The organism is Nocardioides maradonensis (assembly GCF_054777115.1).
On record NZ_BAAHAZ010000004.1, the window covers coordinates 220,199 to 235,485 of the forward strand.

17 protein-coding genes are annotated in these 15,287 nt (G+C 72.8%); 15 read left to right on the forward strand and 2 right to left on the reverse strand.

The genetic code is table 11. The features are described from left to right. The first annotated feature begins 4 nt into the window (after window positions 1-4). The 15 genes from ACYVAQ_RS06285 (at window position 5) to msrB (ending at window position 13,366) form a co-directional block, all read left to right on the forward strand. Window positions 5-526: an NADPH-dependent FMN reductase gene (locus tag ACYVAQ_RS06285; protein ID WP_460787632.1), complete on the forward strand. Its 522-nt coding sequence runs from the start codon at window positions 5-7 to the stop codon at window positions 524-526. After that, the gene (locus ACYVAQ_RS06290) at window positions 523-1,074 is read left to right on the forward strand and encodes a flavin reductase family protein (RefSeq protein ID WP_460787633.1); all 552 of its coding nucleotides are present in this window, start codon (window positions 523-525) and stop codon (window positions 1,072-1,074) included. The genes ACYVAQ_RS06285 and ACYVAQ_RS06290 overlap by 4 nt, the downstream gene beginning before the upstream one ends. Beyond that, window positions 1,071-2,078, forward strand: coding sequence for a methionine ABC transporter ATP-binding protein (locus tag ACYVAQ_RS06295; protein ID WP_460787634.1), 1,008 nt, complete (start codon window positions 1,071-1,073; stop codon window positions 2,076-2,078). Before ACYVAQ_RS06290 ends, ACYVAQ_RS06295 begins: the two co-directional genes overlap by 4 nt. Then, entirely contained in the window at window positions 2,075-2,752 is a 678-nt protein-coding gene (locus ACYVAQ_RS06300) for a methionine ABC transporter permease (protein WP_460787635.1), read from the forward strand. Before ACYVAQ_RS06295 ends, ACYVAQ_RS06300 begins: the two co-directional genes overlap by 4 nt. Window positions 2,753-2,786: 34 nt before the next feature. Further along, window positions 2,787-3,716, forward strand: a complete 930-nt coding sequence (locus tag ACYVAQ_RS06305; protein ID WP_460787636.1) for a MetQ/NlpA family ABC transporter substrate-binding protein — start codon at window positions 2,787-2,789, stop codon at window positions 3,714-3,716. A gap of 29 nt (window positions 3,717-3,745) precedes the next feature. Beyond that, window positions 3,746-4,972 carry an acyl-CoA dehydrogenase family protein gene (locus tag ACYVAQ_RS06310; protein ID WP_460787637.1) on the forward strand — a complete coding sequence of 409 codons (1,227 nt, stop codon included), beginning with the start codon at window positions 3,746-3,748 and terminating at the stop codon, window positions 4,970-4,972. 30 nt (window positions 4,973-5,002) lie between these two features. After that, on the forward strand, window positions 5,003-6,232 hold the full coding sequence (locus ACYVAQ_RS06315) for an acyl-CoA dehydrogenase family protein (RefSeq protein WP_460787638.1): 1,230 nt from the start codon (window positions 5,003-5,005) through the stop codon (window positions 6,230-6,232). 105 nt (window positions 6,233-6,337) lie between these two features. Continuing rightward, window positions 6,338-7,669: a protoporphyrinogen/coproporphyrinogen oxidase gene (locus tag ACYVAQ_RS06320; protein ID WP_460787639.1), complete on the forward strand. Its 1,332-nt coding sequence runs from the start codon at window positions 6,338-6,340 to the stop codon at window positions 7,667-7,669. A gap of 101 nt (window positions 7,670-7,770) precedes the next feature. Further along, window positions 7,771-8,487, forward strand: coding sequence for a hypothetical protein (locus ACYVAQ_RS06325; RefSeq protein ID WP_460787640.1), 717 nt, complete (start codon window positions 7,771-7,773; stop codon window positions 8,485-8,487). Between the two features lie 47 nt (window positions 8,488-8,534). Next, window positions 8,535-10,589 (forward strand): sensor histidine kinase, encoded by a 2,055-nt coding sequence (locus ACYVAQ_RS06330; RefSeq protein WP_460787641.1) that lies wholly within the window; start codon window positions 8,535-8,537, stop codon window positions 10,587-10,589. After that, on the forward strand, window positions 10,582-11,241 hold the full coding sequence (locus ACYVAQ_RS06335; protein WP_460787642.1) for a response regulator transcription factor: 660 nt from the start codon (window positions 10,582-10,584) through the stop codon (window positions 11,239-11,241). Before ACYVAQ_RS06330 ends, ACYVAQ_RS06335 begins: the two co-directional genes overlap by 8 nt. A gap of 22 nt (window positions 11,242-11,263) precedes the next feature. Next, window positions 11,264-11,989: a hydrogen peroxide-dependent heme synthase gene (gene hemQ / locus ACYVAQ_RS06340; RefSeq protein ID WP_460787643.1), complete on the forward strand. Its 726-nt coding sequence runs from the start codon at window positions 11,264-11,266 to the stop codon at window positions 11,987-11,989. 66 nt (window positions 11,990-12,055) lie between these two features. Next, complete coding sequence (locus tag ACYVAQ_RS06345) at window positions 12,056-12,508, forward strand: cysteine dioxygenase (RefSeq protein ID WP_460787644.1); 453 nt, start codon at window positions 12,056-12,058, stop codon at window positions 12,506-12,508. Beyond that, window positions 12,505-12,942 carry a rhodanese-like domain-containing protein gene (locus ACYVAQ_RS06350; RefSeq protein ID WP_460787645.1) on the forward strand — a complete coding sequence of 146 codons (438 nt, stop codon included), beginning with the start codon at window positions 12,505-12,507 and terminating at the stop codon, window positions 12,940-12,942. The genes ACYVAQ_RS06345 and ACYVAQ_RS06350 overlap by 4 nt, the downstream gene beginning before the upstream one ends. A gap of 22 nt (window positions 12,943-12,964) precedes the next feature. Next, window positions 12,965-13,366: a peptide-methionine (R)-S-oxide reductase MsrB gene (gene msrB / locus ACYVAQ_RS06355; protein ID WP_460787646.1), complete on the forward strand. Its 402-nt coding sequence runs from the start codon at window positions 12,965-12,967 to the stop codon at window positions 13,364-13,366. A 6-nt stretch (window positions 13,367-13,372) separates the two neighbouring features. Here msrB and ACYVAQ_RS06360 read toward each other — a convergent pair whose 3' ends face one another. Then, a complete protein-coding gene (locus ACYVAQ_RS06360) occupies window positions 13,373-13,846 on the reverse strand; it encodes a hypothetical protein (RefSeq protein WP_460787647.1) in 474 nt (157 codons plus the stop codon). Between the two features lie 298 nt (window positions 13,847-14,144). Next, entirely contained in the window at window positions 14,145-15,221 is a 1,077-nt protein-coding gene (locus ACYVAQ_RS06365; RefSeq protein ID WP_460787648.1) for a DNA polymerase domain-containing protein, read from the reverse strand. Window positions 15,222-15,287: the final 66 nt, after the last annotated feature.

The window sequence follows — 15,287 nt, forward strand, 5'->3', positions numbered from 1 at the left end:
CCCGATGTCCCAACCCATCCGCACCGCCGTGGTGGTCGGCAACCCCAAGCCGGCCAGCCGCACCCTGGTGGCCGCCCAGTACGTCGCCGAACGACTCACCGGCCGCGAGCCCGACCTGGTCGTCGACCTCGCCACCTACGGTGGCGAGCTGCTCGACTGGAAGAACCCCGAGGTCGATGCGGTGGTCGCCGAGGTCGGCTCGTCGGACCTGGTGGTCGTGGCGTGCCCGACGTACAAGGCGACGTACACGGGGCTGCTGAAGCTGTTCCTCGACCGCTTCTCGGTCGGGCAGCTGGCCGGTGTCGCCGTACCGCTGATGCTCGGCGGCGGCCCCACGCACGCCCTGGCGCCCGAGCTCGGGCTGCACTCCCTGCTCACCCACCTCGGCGCGACCGTGCCGACCGGTGGCCTCTACGTCCTCGACCAGCAGTACGACGACCCCTCGGCGTACGACGAGTGGCTGGCGCGCGCCCAGCCGGTCGTGGACTCCCTGCTGCGCGTCGTCCCCGAAGGAGCAACGGCATGACCGCCGCCACCGTCCATCCTGCTCAGCCCAGCCCGGCCTTCTCCACCAACCAGGACCTCGACCCGTCCCGGCTCCGGCAGGCGTTCGGCGCCTTCCCGAGCGGTGTCGTCGCGGTCGCGGCCGAGGTCGATGGCGAGCTCGTCGGGCTCGCGGCGAGCTCGTTCACCTCGGTCAGCCTCGACCCGCCCCTGGTGTCCTTCTCGATCGCGAACACGTCCAAGACCTGGCCGGACCTGCGCCGCGCGCATCGGCTCGGCGTGACCGTGCTCGCCGACCACCACGGCGAGACCTGCCGGCAGCTGGCCGGTCCGGTGGCCGACCGCTTCACCGGCGTCCCGGCCACGGTGTCGGCGCGCGGCGCGGTGACGATCGACGACGGCCTCGCGCGCTTCGACTGCTCGATCTACCGCGAGGTCGAGGCGGGCGACCACACGATCATCCTGCTGGAGCTGCACGGCGTCGAGCACGACACCACCGAGGCCGCGGTCCGGCCGCTGGTCTTCCACCGCTCCGGCTTCCAGCGTCTCGGCAAGGAGGCGCCGCGATGATCGAGATCGCCGGGCTGACCAAGGCCTACGGCGACAGCGTCGTCCTGGACGGCATCGACCTGACGGTGGCCGACGGGCGGATCGCGGCCGTGGTCGGGCCGAGCGGTGCGGGCAAGAGCACGCTGGCCCGCTGCGTGAACCTGCTGGAGCGGCCGACCTCCGGCTCCATCACCGTCGCGGGTCGGGACCTGACCCGGCTGTCGCGCGCCGACCTGCGCTCGGCCCGCCGCCAGATAGGCACGGTCTTCCAGTCCGCCAACCTGCTGCGCCGGCTCACCGCCGCGCAGAACGTCGCCCTCCCCATGCGGTACGCCGGCCTGCCGGACCACGAGGTCCGAGCGCGCGTGGGCGACCTGCTCGAGCGCGTCGGCATGCTGCACCGCGCCAACCACTTCCCGTCCCAGCTGTCCGGCGGGCAGCGGCAGCGGATCGGCATCGCCCGCGGCCTCGCGCTGCGGCCCTCGGTGCTGCTCTCCGACGAGGCGACCTCGGGCCTCGACCCGGAGTCGACCCGCGCGATCCTCGACCTGCTCACCGAGCTGCGCGACGACCTCGGCGTCACGATCCTGGTCATCACCCACGAGATGGACGTCGTGCGCGGCATCGCCGACCACGTGGCCCAGCTCGACCACGGCCGGATCGTGGAGCAGGGCACGGTCGCCGACGTCGTACGACGCTCGGACTCGGTGCTGTCGCGCTCGCTGCTCCCGTTGCCGCCCGCTCGGGCGGCGGAAGGCCTGCGGGTGTGGACCGCCCGCTACGAGGCGGAGCGGGTCTCGCCCACCTGGCTCGGTGCGGCGGGTCGCGAGCTCGGCACCGACGTCGCCGTGCTGGCCGCTCTCGTCGAGGAGTCGGGCACGACGCCGGTCGGCCGCCTCACCCTCGGGCTGGACCGGCGGCTCGACGAGCGTCGCGTGGTCGAGGTGCTCGGCCGGCTCGGCATCGTGGCCGAGCCGGGGCCGGACGCGGCCGCCCGACCCGTCCTCACCGAGGCCGTGGCATGAGCGTCCTGCCGCTGCTCGGCACGGCCTGGCCCGACGTACCGTCGCTGCTGGGGCCTGCGGTCTGGGAGACCTTCCGGATGGTCGGCCTGGTGATGACGATCGTGGTGCTGCTCGGCGGCCCGCTCGGCGTGCTCATCTTCAACACCTCACCGCTCGGGCTCACCCCGAACCGAGCGGTCAACGTGTCGATCAGCTGGATCGCCAACCTCGGCCGGTCGCTGCCCTTCCTGGTGCTCATGGCGGCGGTCATCCCGGTGACCAAGCTGGTCTTCCACACCACGATCGGGTTCACCGCCGCGATCATCCCGATGTCCATCGCGGGCATCGCGTTCTTCGCCCGGCTCACCGAGAACGCCGTGCGCGAGGTCCCGCGCGAGCTGCTCGACGTGGGCCTGGCCAGCGGCGCCACCCGCACCCAGATCGTCGCCGGCATCCAGCTCCGCGAGGCGCTGCCCGGCCTCGCGGCGGGGCTGACCCTCAACGTCATCGCGATGATCGAGTACTCCGCCATCGCGGGCGCCATCGGCTCCGGCGGGCTGGGCTACCTGGCCGTCAACTACGGCTACCGCCGCTTCGACAACCACATCATGATCGCCTGCATCGTGCTGCTCATCGCACTGGTCCAGGCCATCCAGTTCACCGGCGACCGCGTCGTACGACGCCTCTCGCACTGATCCCACAGGTCTCGGCTCCACGAAAGGCAGCACCATGTCCAGCACCCAGCAGAAGCCGCACCAGGACGGCGACACCCAGGAGATCGACCTCGGCGGTCGCGGCCGGAAGTGGCTCGTCCCGGCGGTGGTCGGCGTCATCGTCCTGATCGTCGCCGGCCTCCTCGTCGCGAAGCTCACCGGCGGCAGCGACAGCAAGACGGTCGCGGGCAGCCACTTCGGCACCGACTTCAAGATCGCCTACCAGGCATCGAGCGCGAGCGAGGGCGCCTTCCTCGCCTACCTGAACAAGGAGATCGCGCCGAAGTACGGCGTCACGATCACCGGCGAGCCGATCGAGGACGGCAACCAGCTGGACCAGGCCACCGCCGACGGGCAGTACATCGCGAACATCTACCAGCACAAGCACTGGCTGCAGCAGGTCACCGACTCGACCGGCATGAAGCTGACCGCGCTCGGGCCGGTCTTCCAGTGGTCGTACTCGGTCTACTCCTCGAAGTACAAGAGCATCGACCAGATCCCCGACGGCGCCACGATCGCGCTGCTCAACGACCCCGCGAACACCGCGCAGGCGCTGTGGATCCTCGAGCGCGGCGGCTACCTGACGTTCAAGCCGGGTGTCGACCCTTGGGCCGCGACCGACCAGGACATCGCGACCAACCCGCACCACTGGAAGTTCACCTACATGGAGTACGGCGCCGGCCCGCGCACCCTCGACTCCGTCGACGCGGTCATCGACTACAACATGTCCTTCGTCGACGCCGGTACGCCGGACTCCGACCGCATCTACAGCCCGCCGGCCCCGCTGGAGTTCGCCGGCCAGCTCGTCGTCGGCACCGACTACGTGAACGACCCGCAGGTCGCGACGCTGAAGAAGATCTTCTTCGACCCGGCGGTCCAGCAGTACCTCGCCAGCAACGACGACCCGAACCTCAAGGGCCAGCTCGCGCCCGTCTCCAAGAGCTGACCGTCCCCCACGCACCCAGGAGGACCACCATGACCGTCACCACCGCCACGGGCACCACGGCGCCGATCCGTCCGGGCACGCCCGAGTGGACCGCCCTGCTCGCCCGCATCGCCGAGGGCGCCGCCGACCGCGAGCGCGACCGCGTCGCACCGCACGAGATCATCGGCTGGCTCAAGCAGGCCGGCGTCGGCCGGCTCCGGCTCCCCGTCGAGGACGGCGGCGCCGGGCTGAGCATCCCCGAGCTGTTCTCCGCGCTCATCGACCTCGCCGAGGCCGACTCGAGCGTCCCGCACATCCTGCGCACCCACTTCTGGTTCGTCGAGCAGCACCTGCAGGCCGGTGAGGACCCGGCGTACCGGCGCCGGCTGCTGGAGCTGGCCGGCCGGGACAAGCTCGTCGGCAACGGCTTCAGCGAGCAGAGCCGCAAGCCGGTGGGCCTGTACTTCGACACCGCATTCACGCCGGACCCGGCCGGCGGCTACCGGTTGAACGGCACGAAGTTCTACTCGACCGGCTCGATCTACTCCGACGCCACCCAGATCTGGGCGGCCGCGCCCGGCGGGCGGATCGCCGGTGCGGTGATCTCGGTGGACCGGCAGGGCGTCACGATCCTCGACGACTGGGACGGCTTCGGGCAGCGCCTGACCGGCACCGGCACCACCCAGCTGGACGACGTCAAGGTCGAGGAGTCGGAGTACTTCGACCTCGGCGAGCCGGACGGCGAGCCCGTGCCCGGCTACCAGGGAGCCTTCCTGCAGCTGTTCCTGCAGGCCGTGACGGCCGGCATCCTGCGCAGCGTCCGCAACGACGCGGTCGCGCTGCTGAAGCGGCGGCAGCGCAGCTACAGCCACGCGGGCAGCCCGCAGGCGCCCACCGACGACCGGCAGGTCCTGCAGGTCGTCGGCGAGATCGCCGCGTCCGTCTTCGCCGCCGAGGCGATCGTGCTGCGGGCCGCCGAGGCGCTCCAGGTCGCCGCCGACTCGGTCGTGGACGGCGTACCGGGCGAGGCGGAGGCGGAGGCCGCCCAGCTGGCCGCCGCCGAGGCCAAGGTCGCCATCGACCGCTTCTCCTACGCGACCGCGGCCCAGCTCTTCGACGTCGGCGGGACCTCGGCGACCCAGTCGGTGCACAACCTCGACCGGCACTGGCGCAACGTCCGCACCATCTCCACCCACAACCCGACCTTCCTCAAGGCCTCGGCCGTGGGCGACCACCACGTCAACGGCACCGCCTTCCCGGCGAACGCCTACTTCTGATCCCTCCGAAACCCCGAGAGCGAGCCCCGCGTGTCGATCACGACGACCCCACGCTTCACCACCACCCCGACCACGCCCGAGGCCTGGATCGAGCGCGCCCGCGAGGTCGCCACCGAGCTGGCCGCCGACGCGGTCGCCCGGGACCGCGCCAACCAGACGCCGTACGCCGAGGTCCAGCTGCTCAAGGACAGCGGGCTCGTCACCCTCCTCGGTCCCGTCGAGCACGGCGGCGCCGGCCAGGACTGGACGACCGCCCTCCGCGTCATCCGCGCCGTCTCGGCGGGCGACGGATCGATCGGGCAGCTGCTCGGCTACCACTACCTGTGGGCTTGGGCCGCGCGCCTGGTCGGCACCCCCGAGCAGATCGCCGCCGTGGAGCAGGCCGCGACGACCGAGACCTGGTTCTTCGGCGGGGCCGTGAATCCCCGCGACGCCGACCTGACGATCCGCGAGGAGGGCGACGAGCTCGTCTTCACCGGACGCAAGTCGTTCTCGACCGGTGGCAGGGTCTCCGACGTCACCGTGCTCGAGGGCGTGCTGGAGGGCACCGACAAGCACATCTTCGCGATCGTGCCGACCGACCAGCCGGCGATCCGGTTCCTCGGCGACTGGGACAGCCTCGGCCAGCGGCTCACCGAGAGCGGCGGCGTCTCGATCGAGGGCGTCCGGGTGCCCTGGGCGGCCGCCGCGGGCTACGTCGAGCGGGACGGCGAGCACGTCTTCGTGCCGCGCGTCTACAACACCCTCAACGTGCCGCTGATCCAGCTCATCTTCGCGAACCTCTACGTCGGCATCGCCGAGGGAGCGCTCGCCACCGCGGCGACGTACACCCGCGACGTCACGCGTGCCTGGCCCTATGCCGGCGACGTGAAGCAGCGGGCCGCGGAGGAGTTCTACGTGCAGGAGGTGTACGGCGACCTGCGCTCGAAGCTGTGGGCCGCCGAGGCCCTGGCCGAGCGGGCCGCGGTGCTCATCGAGGCCATCAACGCCCACGCCGACACGGTGACCGAGGCCGAGCGCGGCGAGGCGGCGGTCGTCATCGCCGCCGCCAAGCAGGTCGCGATCGACGCGGCCCTCGAGATCGGCACCAAGGTGTACGACGTCACCGGGGCCCGTGCGACCGCGAGCTCGGTCGGCCTGGACATCTACTGGCGCAACGTCCGCACGCACAGCCTGCACGACCCGGTCGCGCACAAGCGGGCCGAGGTCGGCCGGTACGCGCTGCTCGGCGAGCTGCCCGAGCCCACCTGGTACACCTGAGCTGCTCGGGGGCGGACCGATCGGTGCGCGAGTGGCGGGAGTGGTCCCCAGGTGAGGACCTACGCCCCTTGTGCCCCGATCGGTCCGCTCTGGGACGCTGGCGGTGTGCAGGTGGTGGTGATCGGCGGAGGAATCGCGGGGCTGGCGGCGGCGTACGAGCTGGCGCGGGCCGGTGAGGACGTCACGCTGCTCGAGGCGAGCGACGTGCTCGGCGGGAAGCTCCGGGCCGGCGAGGTGGCGGGCGTGACCGTCGACGTCGGCGCCGAGGCGATGATCAACCGGCGGCCCGAGGCGGTCGGCCTGGCGCGCGAGCTCCGCCTGGAGATCGTGCACCCCACCACCGCCACCTCGCGGATCTGGACCCGCGGCGAGCTGCGGCCCCTGCCGCGCACCCTGATGGGCGCGCCCGTCGACCTCGACGGCCTCGCCGACTCGGGCATCCTGTCCGCCGACGGTCTCGCCCGGGCCCGCGCCCAGGTCCCGCAGCGGGTCGACGGCGATGCGGCGGTCGGCGAGGTGGTCGCCGCGCGGTTCGGCGACGAGGTCGCCGACCGGCTGGTCGAGCCCCTCCTGGGCGGCGTGTACGCCGGCCTCGCCCGCGACATCTCGATCCGGGCCGCCGCGCCCCAGCTGATCCCGCTCCTCGCGGCCGAGGTCTTCGCGGCCCCCGACGGGCCGACGACGGCGGAGTCACCGGTCTTCGCGGGCATCCCGGGCGGGATGTGGCGGCTGCCCGAGGCGCTGGCCGTGGCGATCACGCAGGCGGGCGGGGCCGTCCGCACCGGAGCAACGGTGACCGCGCTGCGGCGCACGCCCACCGGCTTCGCGCTCACGCTGCCCGACGAGGAGCTCACCACCGACCGGGTCGTCGTGGCGACGCCGGCCGCCCCCGCCGCCCGCCTGCTCGCCGACGTCGCGCCCCTCGCGTCGGCCGAGCTGGGCAGCATCGGATACGCCTCGACCGCCCTCGTCACGCTGGCGTTCCGCGCGGAGGAGGCCGCGGACGCGCTCGACGTGGGCGCGTCGGGGTTCCTCGTGCCCGCGGTCGACGGCCGACGGATCAAGGCGGCGACGTACTCCTTCGCGAAGTGGGACTGGGTCCGCGCCGCCGGCGGCGACCTGCTCGTGCTGCGCACCTCCCTCGGCCGGTACGGCGAGGCCGACACGCTCCAGGTGCCCGACGAGGCCCTCGTCGTGGCGAGCCTCGCCGACCTCCACGACGCCACCGGCCTGACCGCGGCTCCCGTCGACAGCGTCGTCCAGCGATGGGGCGGTGGCCTCCCTCAGTACGCCGTCGGCCACCTCGACCGTGTCGCCCGGATCCGCGCCGCCGTGGCGGAGGTGCCCGGGCTGGCGGTCTGCGGGGCGGCGTACGACGGCGTGGGGATCGCCCCGACCATCGGATCGGCGCAGCGCGCCATCACCGCCCTCGCCTGAGCCAGGGTCCCGCCAGGTCTGCCGCCCTGTCCCTGTCGGCCGGGACACCCCGCCCAGCAACCTCGGGTCATCGCACCGACCCCTCCCGAAAGGAACCAGCGATGACCACCTCCGTCACGACCGACAACCCCGTCCGCTCCGACCTCCCGACCCGGGTCGTCCGGCCGCAGCAGGCCCAGGGCCGGCGCTGGCCGCTCGCCGGCATCGGCGCGGGCCTCGCCGGCATCGGCACGATCGTCACCTCCTCGATGGTCGACGGCGTCTACGACCAGGACCTCGTCGGCCAGCCCGACCGGATCGCCGAGAAGATCGCCTCGCAGACGGGCGTGATGTTCGCGTTCCACTCGATCACCGTCGTCGGCGCGATGCTGATGATCGTCTTCGCGGCCGGTCTGTTCGGGCGGCTCCGCTCCGTCGTCGGCACCAGCACCGCGGCCGTCGTGGCGCTCGCCGGCTGGATCGGCACCGCCGTGGTGATGATCCTCGGCAGCGGCCTCGACACCGAGTTCATGATGAGCCTGGCCGCCGACGACAAGTCCGTCGACAGCTACAACGCCGCGCTCTACAACCACTGGATCGGCACCATCCCGTGGGTCTGGGGCCTCGCGGGCCTCTCCGGCCTCGCCCTGTTCGCGATCGCCCGTCGTGGCGGCCTGCCGCGCTGGATCGGCGTCGTCGGGCTCGTCCTGGGCGGCCTGACCACGCTGCTCGGCGTCTCGCCGCTGGAGTACATGGCGGCCGTCACCGGTGTGCTGATGCTGCTCGTCACCGCCCTCGGCTTCACCGTCGGCGACCGCGCGTACCGCAGCCCCCGCTGATGCCGGAAACCCCCACGGGGAGCCTGATCCGGCACCAGAATGTCCGGATGCCCGATCCGGCCCCCCTCCGTCGAGCCCCGGCCGCCCTCGTGGCGGTCGGGGTCGCGGTGCTGTTCGGCGTTGCCGCATCCGCCACGTCGGTGTGGCTCGACGCGGCCTCACCCGCGGCCGGCTCCGGCGTGGAGCTGAGCGGTGGCTGGGGGGCGCCGTACACGCTGCTCGGCGCGGTGCTCACGATGCTGGCCGCGGTGATCCTGGCCAGCCGACCCGGCCAGGGCTTCGGCTGGGGCCTCGCGTGGCTCGGCATCTTCTGGGTGCTCGACGGCTTCAGCCAGTCCTTCGTCCGGTACGCCGTCACGGCCGACCACGCGCTCGCCGGCAGCAACCTGGCGCTCTGGTTCTTCAACCGGATCGGCTCCTTCCTGCCGCTCAGCCTCGCGCTGCTGCTCCTGCTGTTCCCGGACGGACGTCTGCTGCCCGGCGCCTGGCGCTGGGTCGGCCGGGTGACGATCGCCGCCATGGCGCTCGGCGGCACGATGGTCGTGCTGTCGCCGGCGACCGGCCTGCCCGACGTACCGCTGCCGGCGGGGGTGGACCTGGACGCGGGGGCCCTCCCGCTGTCCGCCGCGGTCACCGCGGTGGCGAGCCCGATCTGCCTGGCCGTGTCCGTCGGCGGCCTGCTCCTCGCGATGGTGTCGGTGGTGGTCCGCTACCGACGCTCGCGCGGTGTGGACCGTGACCGGATGCGTTGGCTGGCGTGGAGCGTCATGGCGATCGGGCTGTTGCTCGCCGTCTCCGCGGGGCTCGAGATCTCGCACCTGGGTGACGCGGTGATGGCGATCATGATGCTGCTGCCCGCGGCCGCGATGACGGTCGGCATCGTCCGTCCCGAGGTCGTGCCGATCGAGGACCTGCTGCTCCGCACGCTGGTCTGGACCGTCCTGGCGCTCGTCATCCTGGCCGCCGACGCCGCGGTGCTGGTGCTGCTCACCGCCGTGCTCGGCGACGCCCTCAACCAGCGCCAGGTGGTGCTGACCGTCCTGCTGCTCTCGGTGCTCCTCTACGCACCCCTGCGGCTGCGGCTGGCGCGGTTGGTCCAGCGGTTGCTGGTCGGCCGCCGCTCCGAGAGGTACGACGCCGTGGCCGGCCTCGCCGCCGCCCTCGAGACCACCGACGAGGGGTCCGAGCAGCTCGCCGCCGTCGCACGGGCCGTCGCCGACGCGTTCGGCGTGCGCTACGTCGGCGTCGAGGTCGACCGGGGAGCGGGGGAGCGGCTGCTGGCGTCGTACGGCGAGGAGCCGGCCGACGTGCGCACGCTCCCGATCGCCTACCGGGGTGCCGAGGTCGGGCGCCTGGTGCTGCCGGTCAAGGGGCTGCGCAGCCGGCTGAGCGCCAAGGACGAGCGGCTGCTCGGCGACCTGGTCCGCCAGGCCGCGACGGCTGCCCGCGCGAGCCGGCTCGCCGACGAGGTGCAGGCGAGCCGGGAGCGGCTGGTGGCCGCCCGTGAGGAGGAGCGGCGCCGGATCCGCCGCGACCTCCACGACGGCCTGGGCCCGTCCCTCAGCGGGGTCGTCTTCCAGCTCGAGGCGGCCCGGATGGCGGTCGGCAGCGACCCGGCCCGGGCGGCGACGCAGATCGGCTCGATCGCGGAGCACGTGCAGGGTGTCGTCGCCGACGTACGCCGCCTCGTCCACGACCTGCGCCCGCCCGCCCTCGACGACCGCGGCCTGGTGGGGGCGCTGCGCCAGCAGGCCGAGCGGCTCGACGTACCGCTGGAGGTGGAGGCGCCGGTGCTCGACGGCGCGCTCCCGGCGGCGGTCGAGGTGGCGGCGTACCGGATCGTGGGGGAGGCCCTCACCAACGTGGCCCGGCACGCCGACGCCCGGCGGGCCAGGCTGACGTTCAGCCTCGCCGGCGACGCCCTCACCGTCGAGCTCGCCGACGACGGCGTCGGCATCGACGCCGACAGGCAGGCCGGGGTCGGCCTGGTCAGCCTGCGCGAGCGGGCCGCCGAGCTCGGCGGCACCGCCGACATCACCTGCCCACCCACCGGCGGCACGGTGGTCCGTGCCCGCCTTCCGCTGAGGAGCACCGATGCCTGACCCGATCCGCCCGATCAGGGTGGTGGTCGTCGACGACCACCAGATCGTCCGCGACGGGCTGGTGGCCCTCCTCGGCGCCCTCGACGGCATCGACGTCGTCGGGTCCGCGACCGACGGCAGGGAGGCCGTCCACGTCGTCACCGAGAGCGCGCCCGACGTCGTGATGATGGACATCCAGATGCCCGAGCTCGACGGCATCGAGGCGACCCGCTTCCTGGTGGGCCGGGCGCCCGACCTGCGCGTGGTCATGCTGACCATGAACGAGGACGACGACACCGTCCTCGGTGCCATCCGGGCCGGAGCGCGCGGCTACCTGCTCAAGGGCGCGGGCGCCGAGGAGGTGCAGCACGCGGTCCGCACGGCCGCCGCCGGCGGGATGGTCTTCGGCGGTGCGCTCGCGGGCCGGATCGCGGGCCTGCTCTCCGGCGGCCCCCGACCGGTCGAGGACGAGCCGTTCCCCGACCTCACCGAGCGTGAGCGGTCGGTGCTCCGGATGGTCGCGGCCGGCCGGTCCAACGACGACATCGCCGGGGAGCTCTACGTCTCCAACAAGACGGTCCGCAACACGGTCTCGGTCATCTACGCCAAGCTCGGCGCGAGCGGTCGGGCCGACGCGATCGTGCGGGCCCGGGAGGCGGGGTACGGCGCCTGACGATCCCCGGCACAATGGAGCCATGACCGACCCGCAGGCCCACATCCAGAGCAACGCCGCCAAGATCAACGAGCTCAACGACACCATCCGCTTCACGATGTGGTCGGTGTTCAAGCTCGAGCGGACGCTCGGCCCCAACGAGGTGGAGCGCAAGGCCGAGGCGGCCGAGCTCGAGACCCTCATCGAGGAGCTCGCGGGGGAGGACGTCGTCGTGCGCGGTGTGTACGACGTCGCGGGCCTGCGCGCCGACGCCGACCTGATGGTCTGGTGGCACGCCCCGGACTCCGACCAGCTGCAGAGCGCCTACCACCGGCTGCGGCGTACCGCCTTCGGCACAAGGCTCGCCCCGGTCTGGTCGCAGATGGCGCTGCACCGGCCCGCGGAGTTCAACCGCAGCCACCTGCCGGCGTTCCTGGCCGACGAGCGGGTGCACGACTACGTGGCGGTCTACCCCTTCGTGCGCTCCTACGAGTGGTACCTGCTCGAGGACGCCGAGCGCCGTCGCCTGCTCGCCGAGCACGGCCAGATGGCGCGCGGCTATCCCGACGTTCGGGCCAACACGGTGCCGAGCTTCGCGCTGGGCGACTACGAGTGGATCCTCGCCTTCGAGGCCGACGACCTGACCCGGATCGTCGACCTGATGCGCCACCTGCGCGGCTCGGAGACCCGCCGCCACGTGCGCGAGGAGGTCCCGTTCTACACCGGGCGCCGGGCCGACGTGGCCGACCTGCTGGAGCGGCTCCCGTAGCCGTCACTTCTGCTCGCCGGCGAGGTAAAGTTTTGAAAGTCTAGTGAGTTAATGCATTATTAGGGCATGTCCATCGACATCGCCCCTCTCCCGCTGCTCGAGGCTGTCCGCGCGCAGGCCGCAGACCCGGACCTGCTCGACCTCCTCGACCCGGCCCCGGAGGACCGCACCTGGATCCGGCTGCTCACCACCCCCGAGCACGAGCTCTGGCTCATCGCCTGGCCGCCGGGAGCCTCCACGGACTGGCACGACCACGGCACGTCCGCCGGTGCCTTCACGGTCCTCCGGGGCACGCTCACCGAGCACTCGTTCCCGGGGTGCCTGCACATCCAGGACATCGGCGTCGGCGATGGGCGCGCGTTCGGGCCCGGCTACGCGCACGACGTGCGCAACGAGGGGAGCGAGCCGGCGCTGTCGCTGCACGCCTACGGGCCGCGGCTGTCCACGATGACCCGGTTCGCCTTCCGCGGCGACCGGCTCGAGGCGCTCGGCGTCGAGCAGGCAGGGGCGGACTGGTGAGCGCGCTCCCGGTCGACCCCCGTCCGCTCGCACGGTACGACGGCATCGACGCCATGCTCGCCTCCGCGCGGGCCGGCCTCGACCGGCTCTCGCCCCGGGCGGCGTTCCAGGAGGTCATCACCGACGGTGCGGTCCTGGTCGACATCCGCCCCGCCGCCCAGCGGGCCGCGAAGGGTGAGGTCGCGCCGTGGCTGGAGCCGCGGGTCGTCGAGCGCAACGTGCTCGAGTGGCGCTTCGACCCGCGCTCCGACGCGCGGGTGCCCGAGGCGGCGTACGACCTCCGCGTGATCGTGCTGTGCCAGGAGGGCTACACCTCGTCCCTGGCCGCGCACGCGCTGCGCGAGATCGGGGTGCTCCGGGCGACCGACGTCGTGGGCGGCTTCGCGGCGTGGCGGCACGCCGGCATGCCCATCCTCGGCCCGGCTCCTGTCTAGTGCCGCTGAGTAGGCTGGAGCCATGGCCTACAACGTCGAGAAGTCGGATGCGGAGTGGCGCGAGGAGCTCTCGCCCGAGGAGTACGCCGTGCTCCGCAAGGCCGGCACCGAGCGCGCCTTCACCGGCGAGTACACCGACACCGAGACCACCGGTGTCTACCGCTGCAAGGCGTGCCAGGCGAAGCTGTTCGAGTCGGAGACCAAGTTCCACTCCGGCTGCGGCTGGCCCAGCTTCTACCAGCCGATCTCGGACACCATCGAGTACCTCGAGGACAACAGCCACGGGATGAAGCGGGTCGAGGTCCGCTGCGCCAACTGCGGCTCCCACCTCGGCCACGTCTTCCCCGACGGCTACGGCACCCCGACCGGCGACCGCTACTGCATCAACTCGATCAGCCTCACCTTGGAGCCCAAGGACGCCTGAGCAGGGTCAAACCACGAGGTCGAGGACCTGCTGGCGCCCGTTGAAGGTGAAGCTGTCGCCGGCCCGGAGGCCCGCGATCACCTCGAGCAGGGGCGAGTCCGCGCTGATGCCCTCGTAGCCGGTCCCGTCGACCTCGAAGGAGTCGGCGGCAACGCCGACGACGTAGTGGTCGCCCCCGAACGCCACGACGGCGCCAGGTCGGACGGTGTCGGTCACCCCGAAGTCGAGGGCGTCGACCTGCGCGAGCAGCCCCGCCCTGGCCTCGCCGATCGCGCCGATCCGTCCGGCGAGCTCGCCGGCCTCGTCGGACTGCGAGAGGTCGTCGACCGAGGTCACCGCCACCTGGTCCAGCTCGGCGCCGTCCTGCTCGTCCGCCACCGAGGCCGTGAACGCCGCGGACGCTCCGGCCACCTGTGCCCGGAGCGCGTCGCGGACCCGCCGCTTGGCCTCCGCGTCGAGAGCTCCGCTGTTCTCGGCCATGTCGTTCTCCTCAGCACTGAGATCCCGGGTTCCGGCCTGACGCGGGGATCATCTCAGCACGGGCGACGTCGTGGCCACCGACGCGTCGCCGCCGTCGTGACCGGGGGCCGCCCCAGGCCAGATGCGTGATCGGCGGGGCGGCCCCGTGCGGCTGCCTGGAGGAGGGGGGTCCCCAGGAGACCCCGCCCGCCCGAGCGCCAGGGGTGTGTTCACCTCGACCGGGAGGGGCGTCCTGAACGGCGCCGCGGCGCTCGGTACCCGCAAACCCGGGCCGCATGCACCGGCTCGTAGAAAAGTTTCAGGAGATCCTGTTGCCGTCCGCGTCCCAGTGCTCCGCGACCTTCTTCGAGGGCTGCACCCGCGGCGGCTCGCCGGGCATCTTCGGGTAGTCCGGCGGGAAGTTGAGCTCGACCGGGTGCGCCTCCCACAGGTCGAGCAGCGGCTGCAGGGAGTACGCCGTCGCGTCCATGTCGCTCCAGGCGTTCCCGTCCTTCAGGAGGTCCGGCACGGTCAGCAGGTTGTAGGCGCGTGGGTCGGTGACCTCGGCCAGCTGCTCCCACGTCATCGGCGTCGAGACCGGTGCCCCGGGACGGGGTCGCAGCGACCAGGCCGAGGCGATGGTGCGGTCGCGGTTGTTCTGGTTGAAGTCGACGAAGATCCGCTCGCCGCGCTCCTCCTTCCACCACGCCGTGGTCACCCCGGCATCGCGCCTCTCCAGCTCGCGTCCGAACCCGATCGCGGCGTGCCGGACGTCCTCGAAGGTCCACTCCGGCGCGATCCGCACGTAGATGTGCACGCCGCGGTTGCCGCTGGTCTTGGGGTAGCCGCGCAGCCCGAGCTCCTCGAGCAGCTCGCGCGCGACCCCGGCCACCCGCACCGCGTCGCCGAACCCGGTGCCGGGTTGCGGATCGAGGTCGATGCGCAGCTCGTCGGGGTGGTCGGTGTCGGGGCGGCGTACCGGCCACGGGTGGAAGGTCAGCGTGCCCATCTGCGCTGCCCACACCAGGGACGCGGGCTCGGTCGGGCAGAGCTCGTCGGCCGTCCGGCCGCTGGGGAAGGTCACCTCGACCGTCTCGACCCACTCGGGCGCGCCGCGCGGGAGCCGCTTCTGGTAGAAGCCCTCGCCCTCCTTGTCCATCGGCCCCGTCGCGAGCCGCCAGCCCTCGCGGTAGCCGTCGGGCCAGCGCTCCATCGCGGTGGGACGCTCCCCGAGGGCGAGCATCAGCGCGTCACCGACCGCCGCGAAGTACGCGCAGACCTGCAGCTTGGTGATCTCCGGAGTCCGGTCCGTGGCCTCGTAGATCACCCGGTCCGGGCTGGAGACGCGCACCTCGCGGTCACCGGCCACGACCATCGCCGCCGCACTCTTCGCCATGACCTCACCGTAGCGATCGGGACGGACAGGGCACGGTGCCCCCGCCGGGAGGCGAGGGCACCGTGG

What these genes read in the sequence shown, in the direction of transcription:
- ACYVAQ_RS06285 (WP_460787632.1), top strand. Translation starts at nt 5, where the DNA reads ATGTCCCAACCCATCCGCACCGCCGTGGTGGTCGGCAACCCCAAGCCG.
- ACYVAQ_RS06290 (WP_460787633.1), top strand. Translation starts at nt 523, where the DNA reads ATGACCGCCGCCACCGTCCATCCTGCTCAGCCCAGCCCGGCCTTCTCC.
- ACYVAQ_RS06295 (WP_460787634.1), top strand. Translation starts at nt 1,071, where the DNA reads ATGATCGAGATCGCCGGGCTGACCAAGGCCTACGGCGACAGCGTCGTC.
- ACYVAQ_RS06300 (WP_460787635.1), top strand. Translation starts at nt 2,075, where the DNA reads ATGAGCGTCCTGCCGCTGCTCGGCACGGCCTGGCCCGACGTACCGTCG.
- ACYVAQ_RS06305 (WP_460787636.1), top strand. Translation starts at nt 2,787, where the DNA reads ATGTCCAGCACCCAGCAGAAGCCGCACCAGGACGGCGACACCCAGGAG.
- ACYVAQ_RS06310 (WP_460787637.1), top strand. Translation starts at nt 3,746, where the DNA reads ATGACCGTCACCACCGCCACGGGCACCACGGCGCCGATCCGTCCGGGC.
- ACYVAQ_RS06325 (WP_460787640.1), top strand. Translation starts at nt 7,771, where the DNA reads ATGACCACCTCCGTCACGACCGACAACCCCGTCCGCTCCGACCTCCCG.
- ACYVAQ_RS06330 (WP_460787641.1), top strand. Translation starts at nt 8,535, where the DNA reads ATGCCCGATCCGGCCCCCCTCCGTCGAGCCCCGGCCGCCCTCGTGGCG.
- ACYVAQ_RS06335 (WP_460787642.1), top strand. Translation starts at nt 10,582, where the DNA reads ATGCCTGACCCGATCCGCCCGATCAGGGTGGTGGTCGTCGACGACCAC.
- hemQ (WP_460787643.1), top strand. Translation starts at nt 11,264, where the DNA reads ATGACCGACCCGCAGGCCCACATCCAGAGCAACGCCGCCAAGATCAAC.
- ACYVAQ_RS06345 (WP_460787644.1), top strand. Translation starts at nt 12,056, where the DNA reads ATGTCCATCGACATCGCCCCTCTCCCGCTGCTCGAGGCTGTCCGCGCG.
- msrB (WP_460787646.1), top strand. Translation starts at nt 12,965, where the DNA reads ATGGCCTACAACGTCGAGAAGTCGGATGCGGAGTGGCGCGAGGAGCTC.
- ACYVAQ_RS06360 (WP_460787647.1), bottom strand. Translation starts at nt 13,846, where the DNA reads ATGGCCGAGAACAGCGGAGCTCTCGACGCGGAGGCCAAGCGGCGGGTC.
- ACYVAQ_RS06365 (WP_460787648.1), bottom strand. Translation starts at nt 15,221, where the DNA reads ATGGCGAAGAGTGCGGCGGCGATGGTCGTGGCCGGTGACCGCGAGGTG.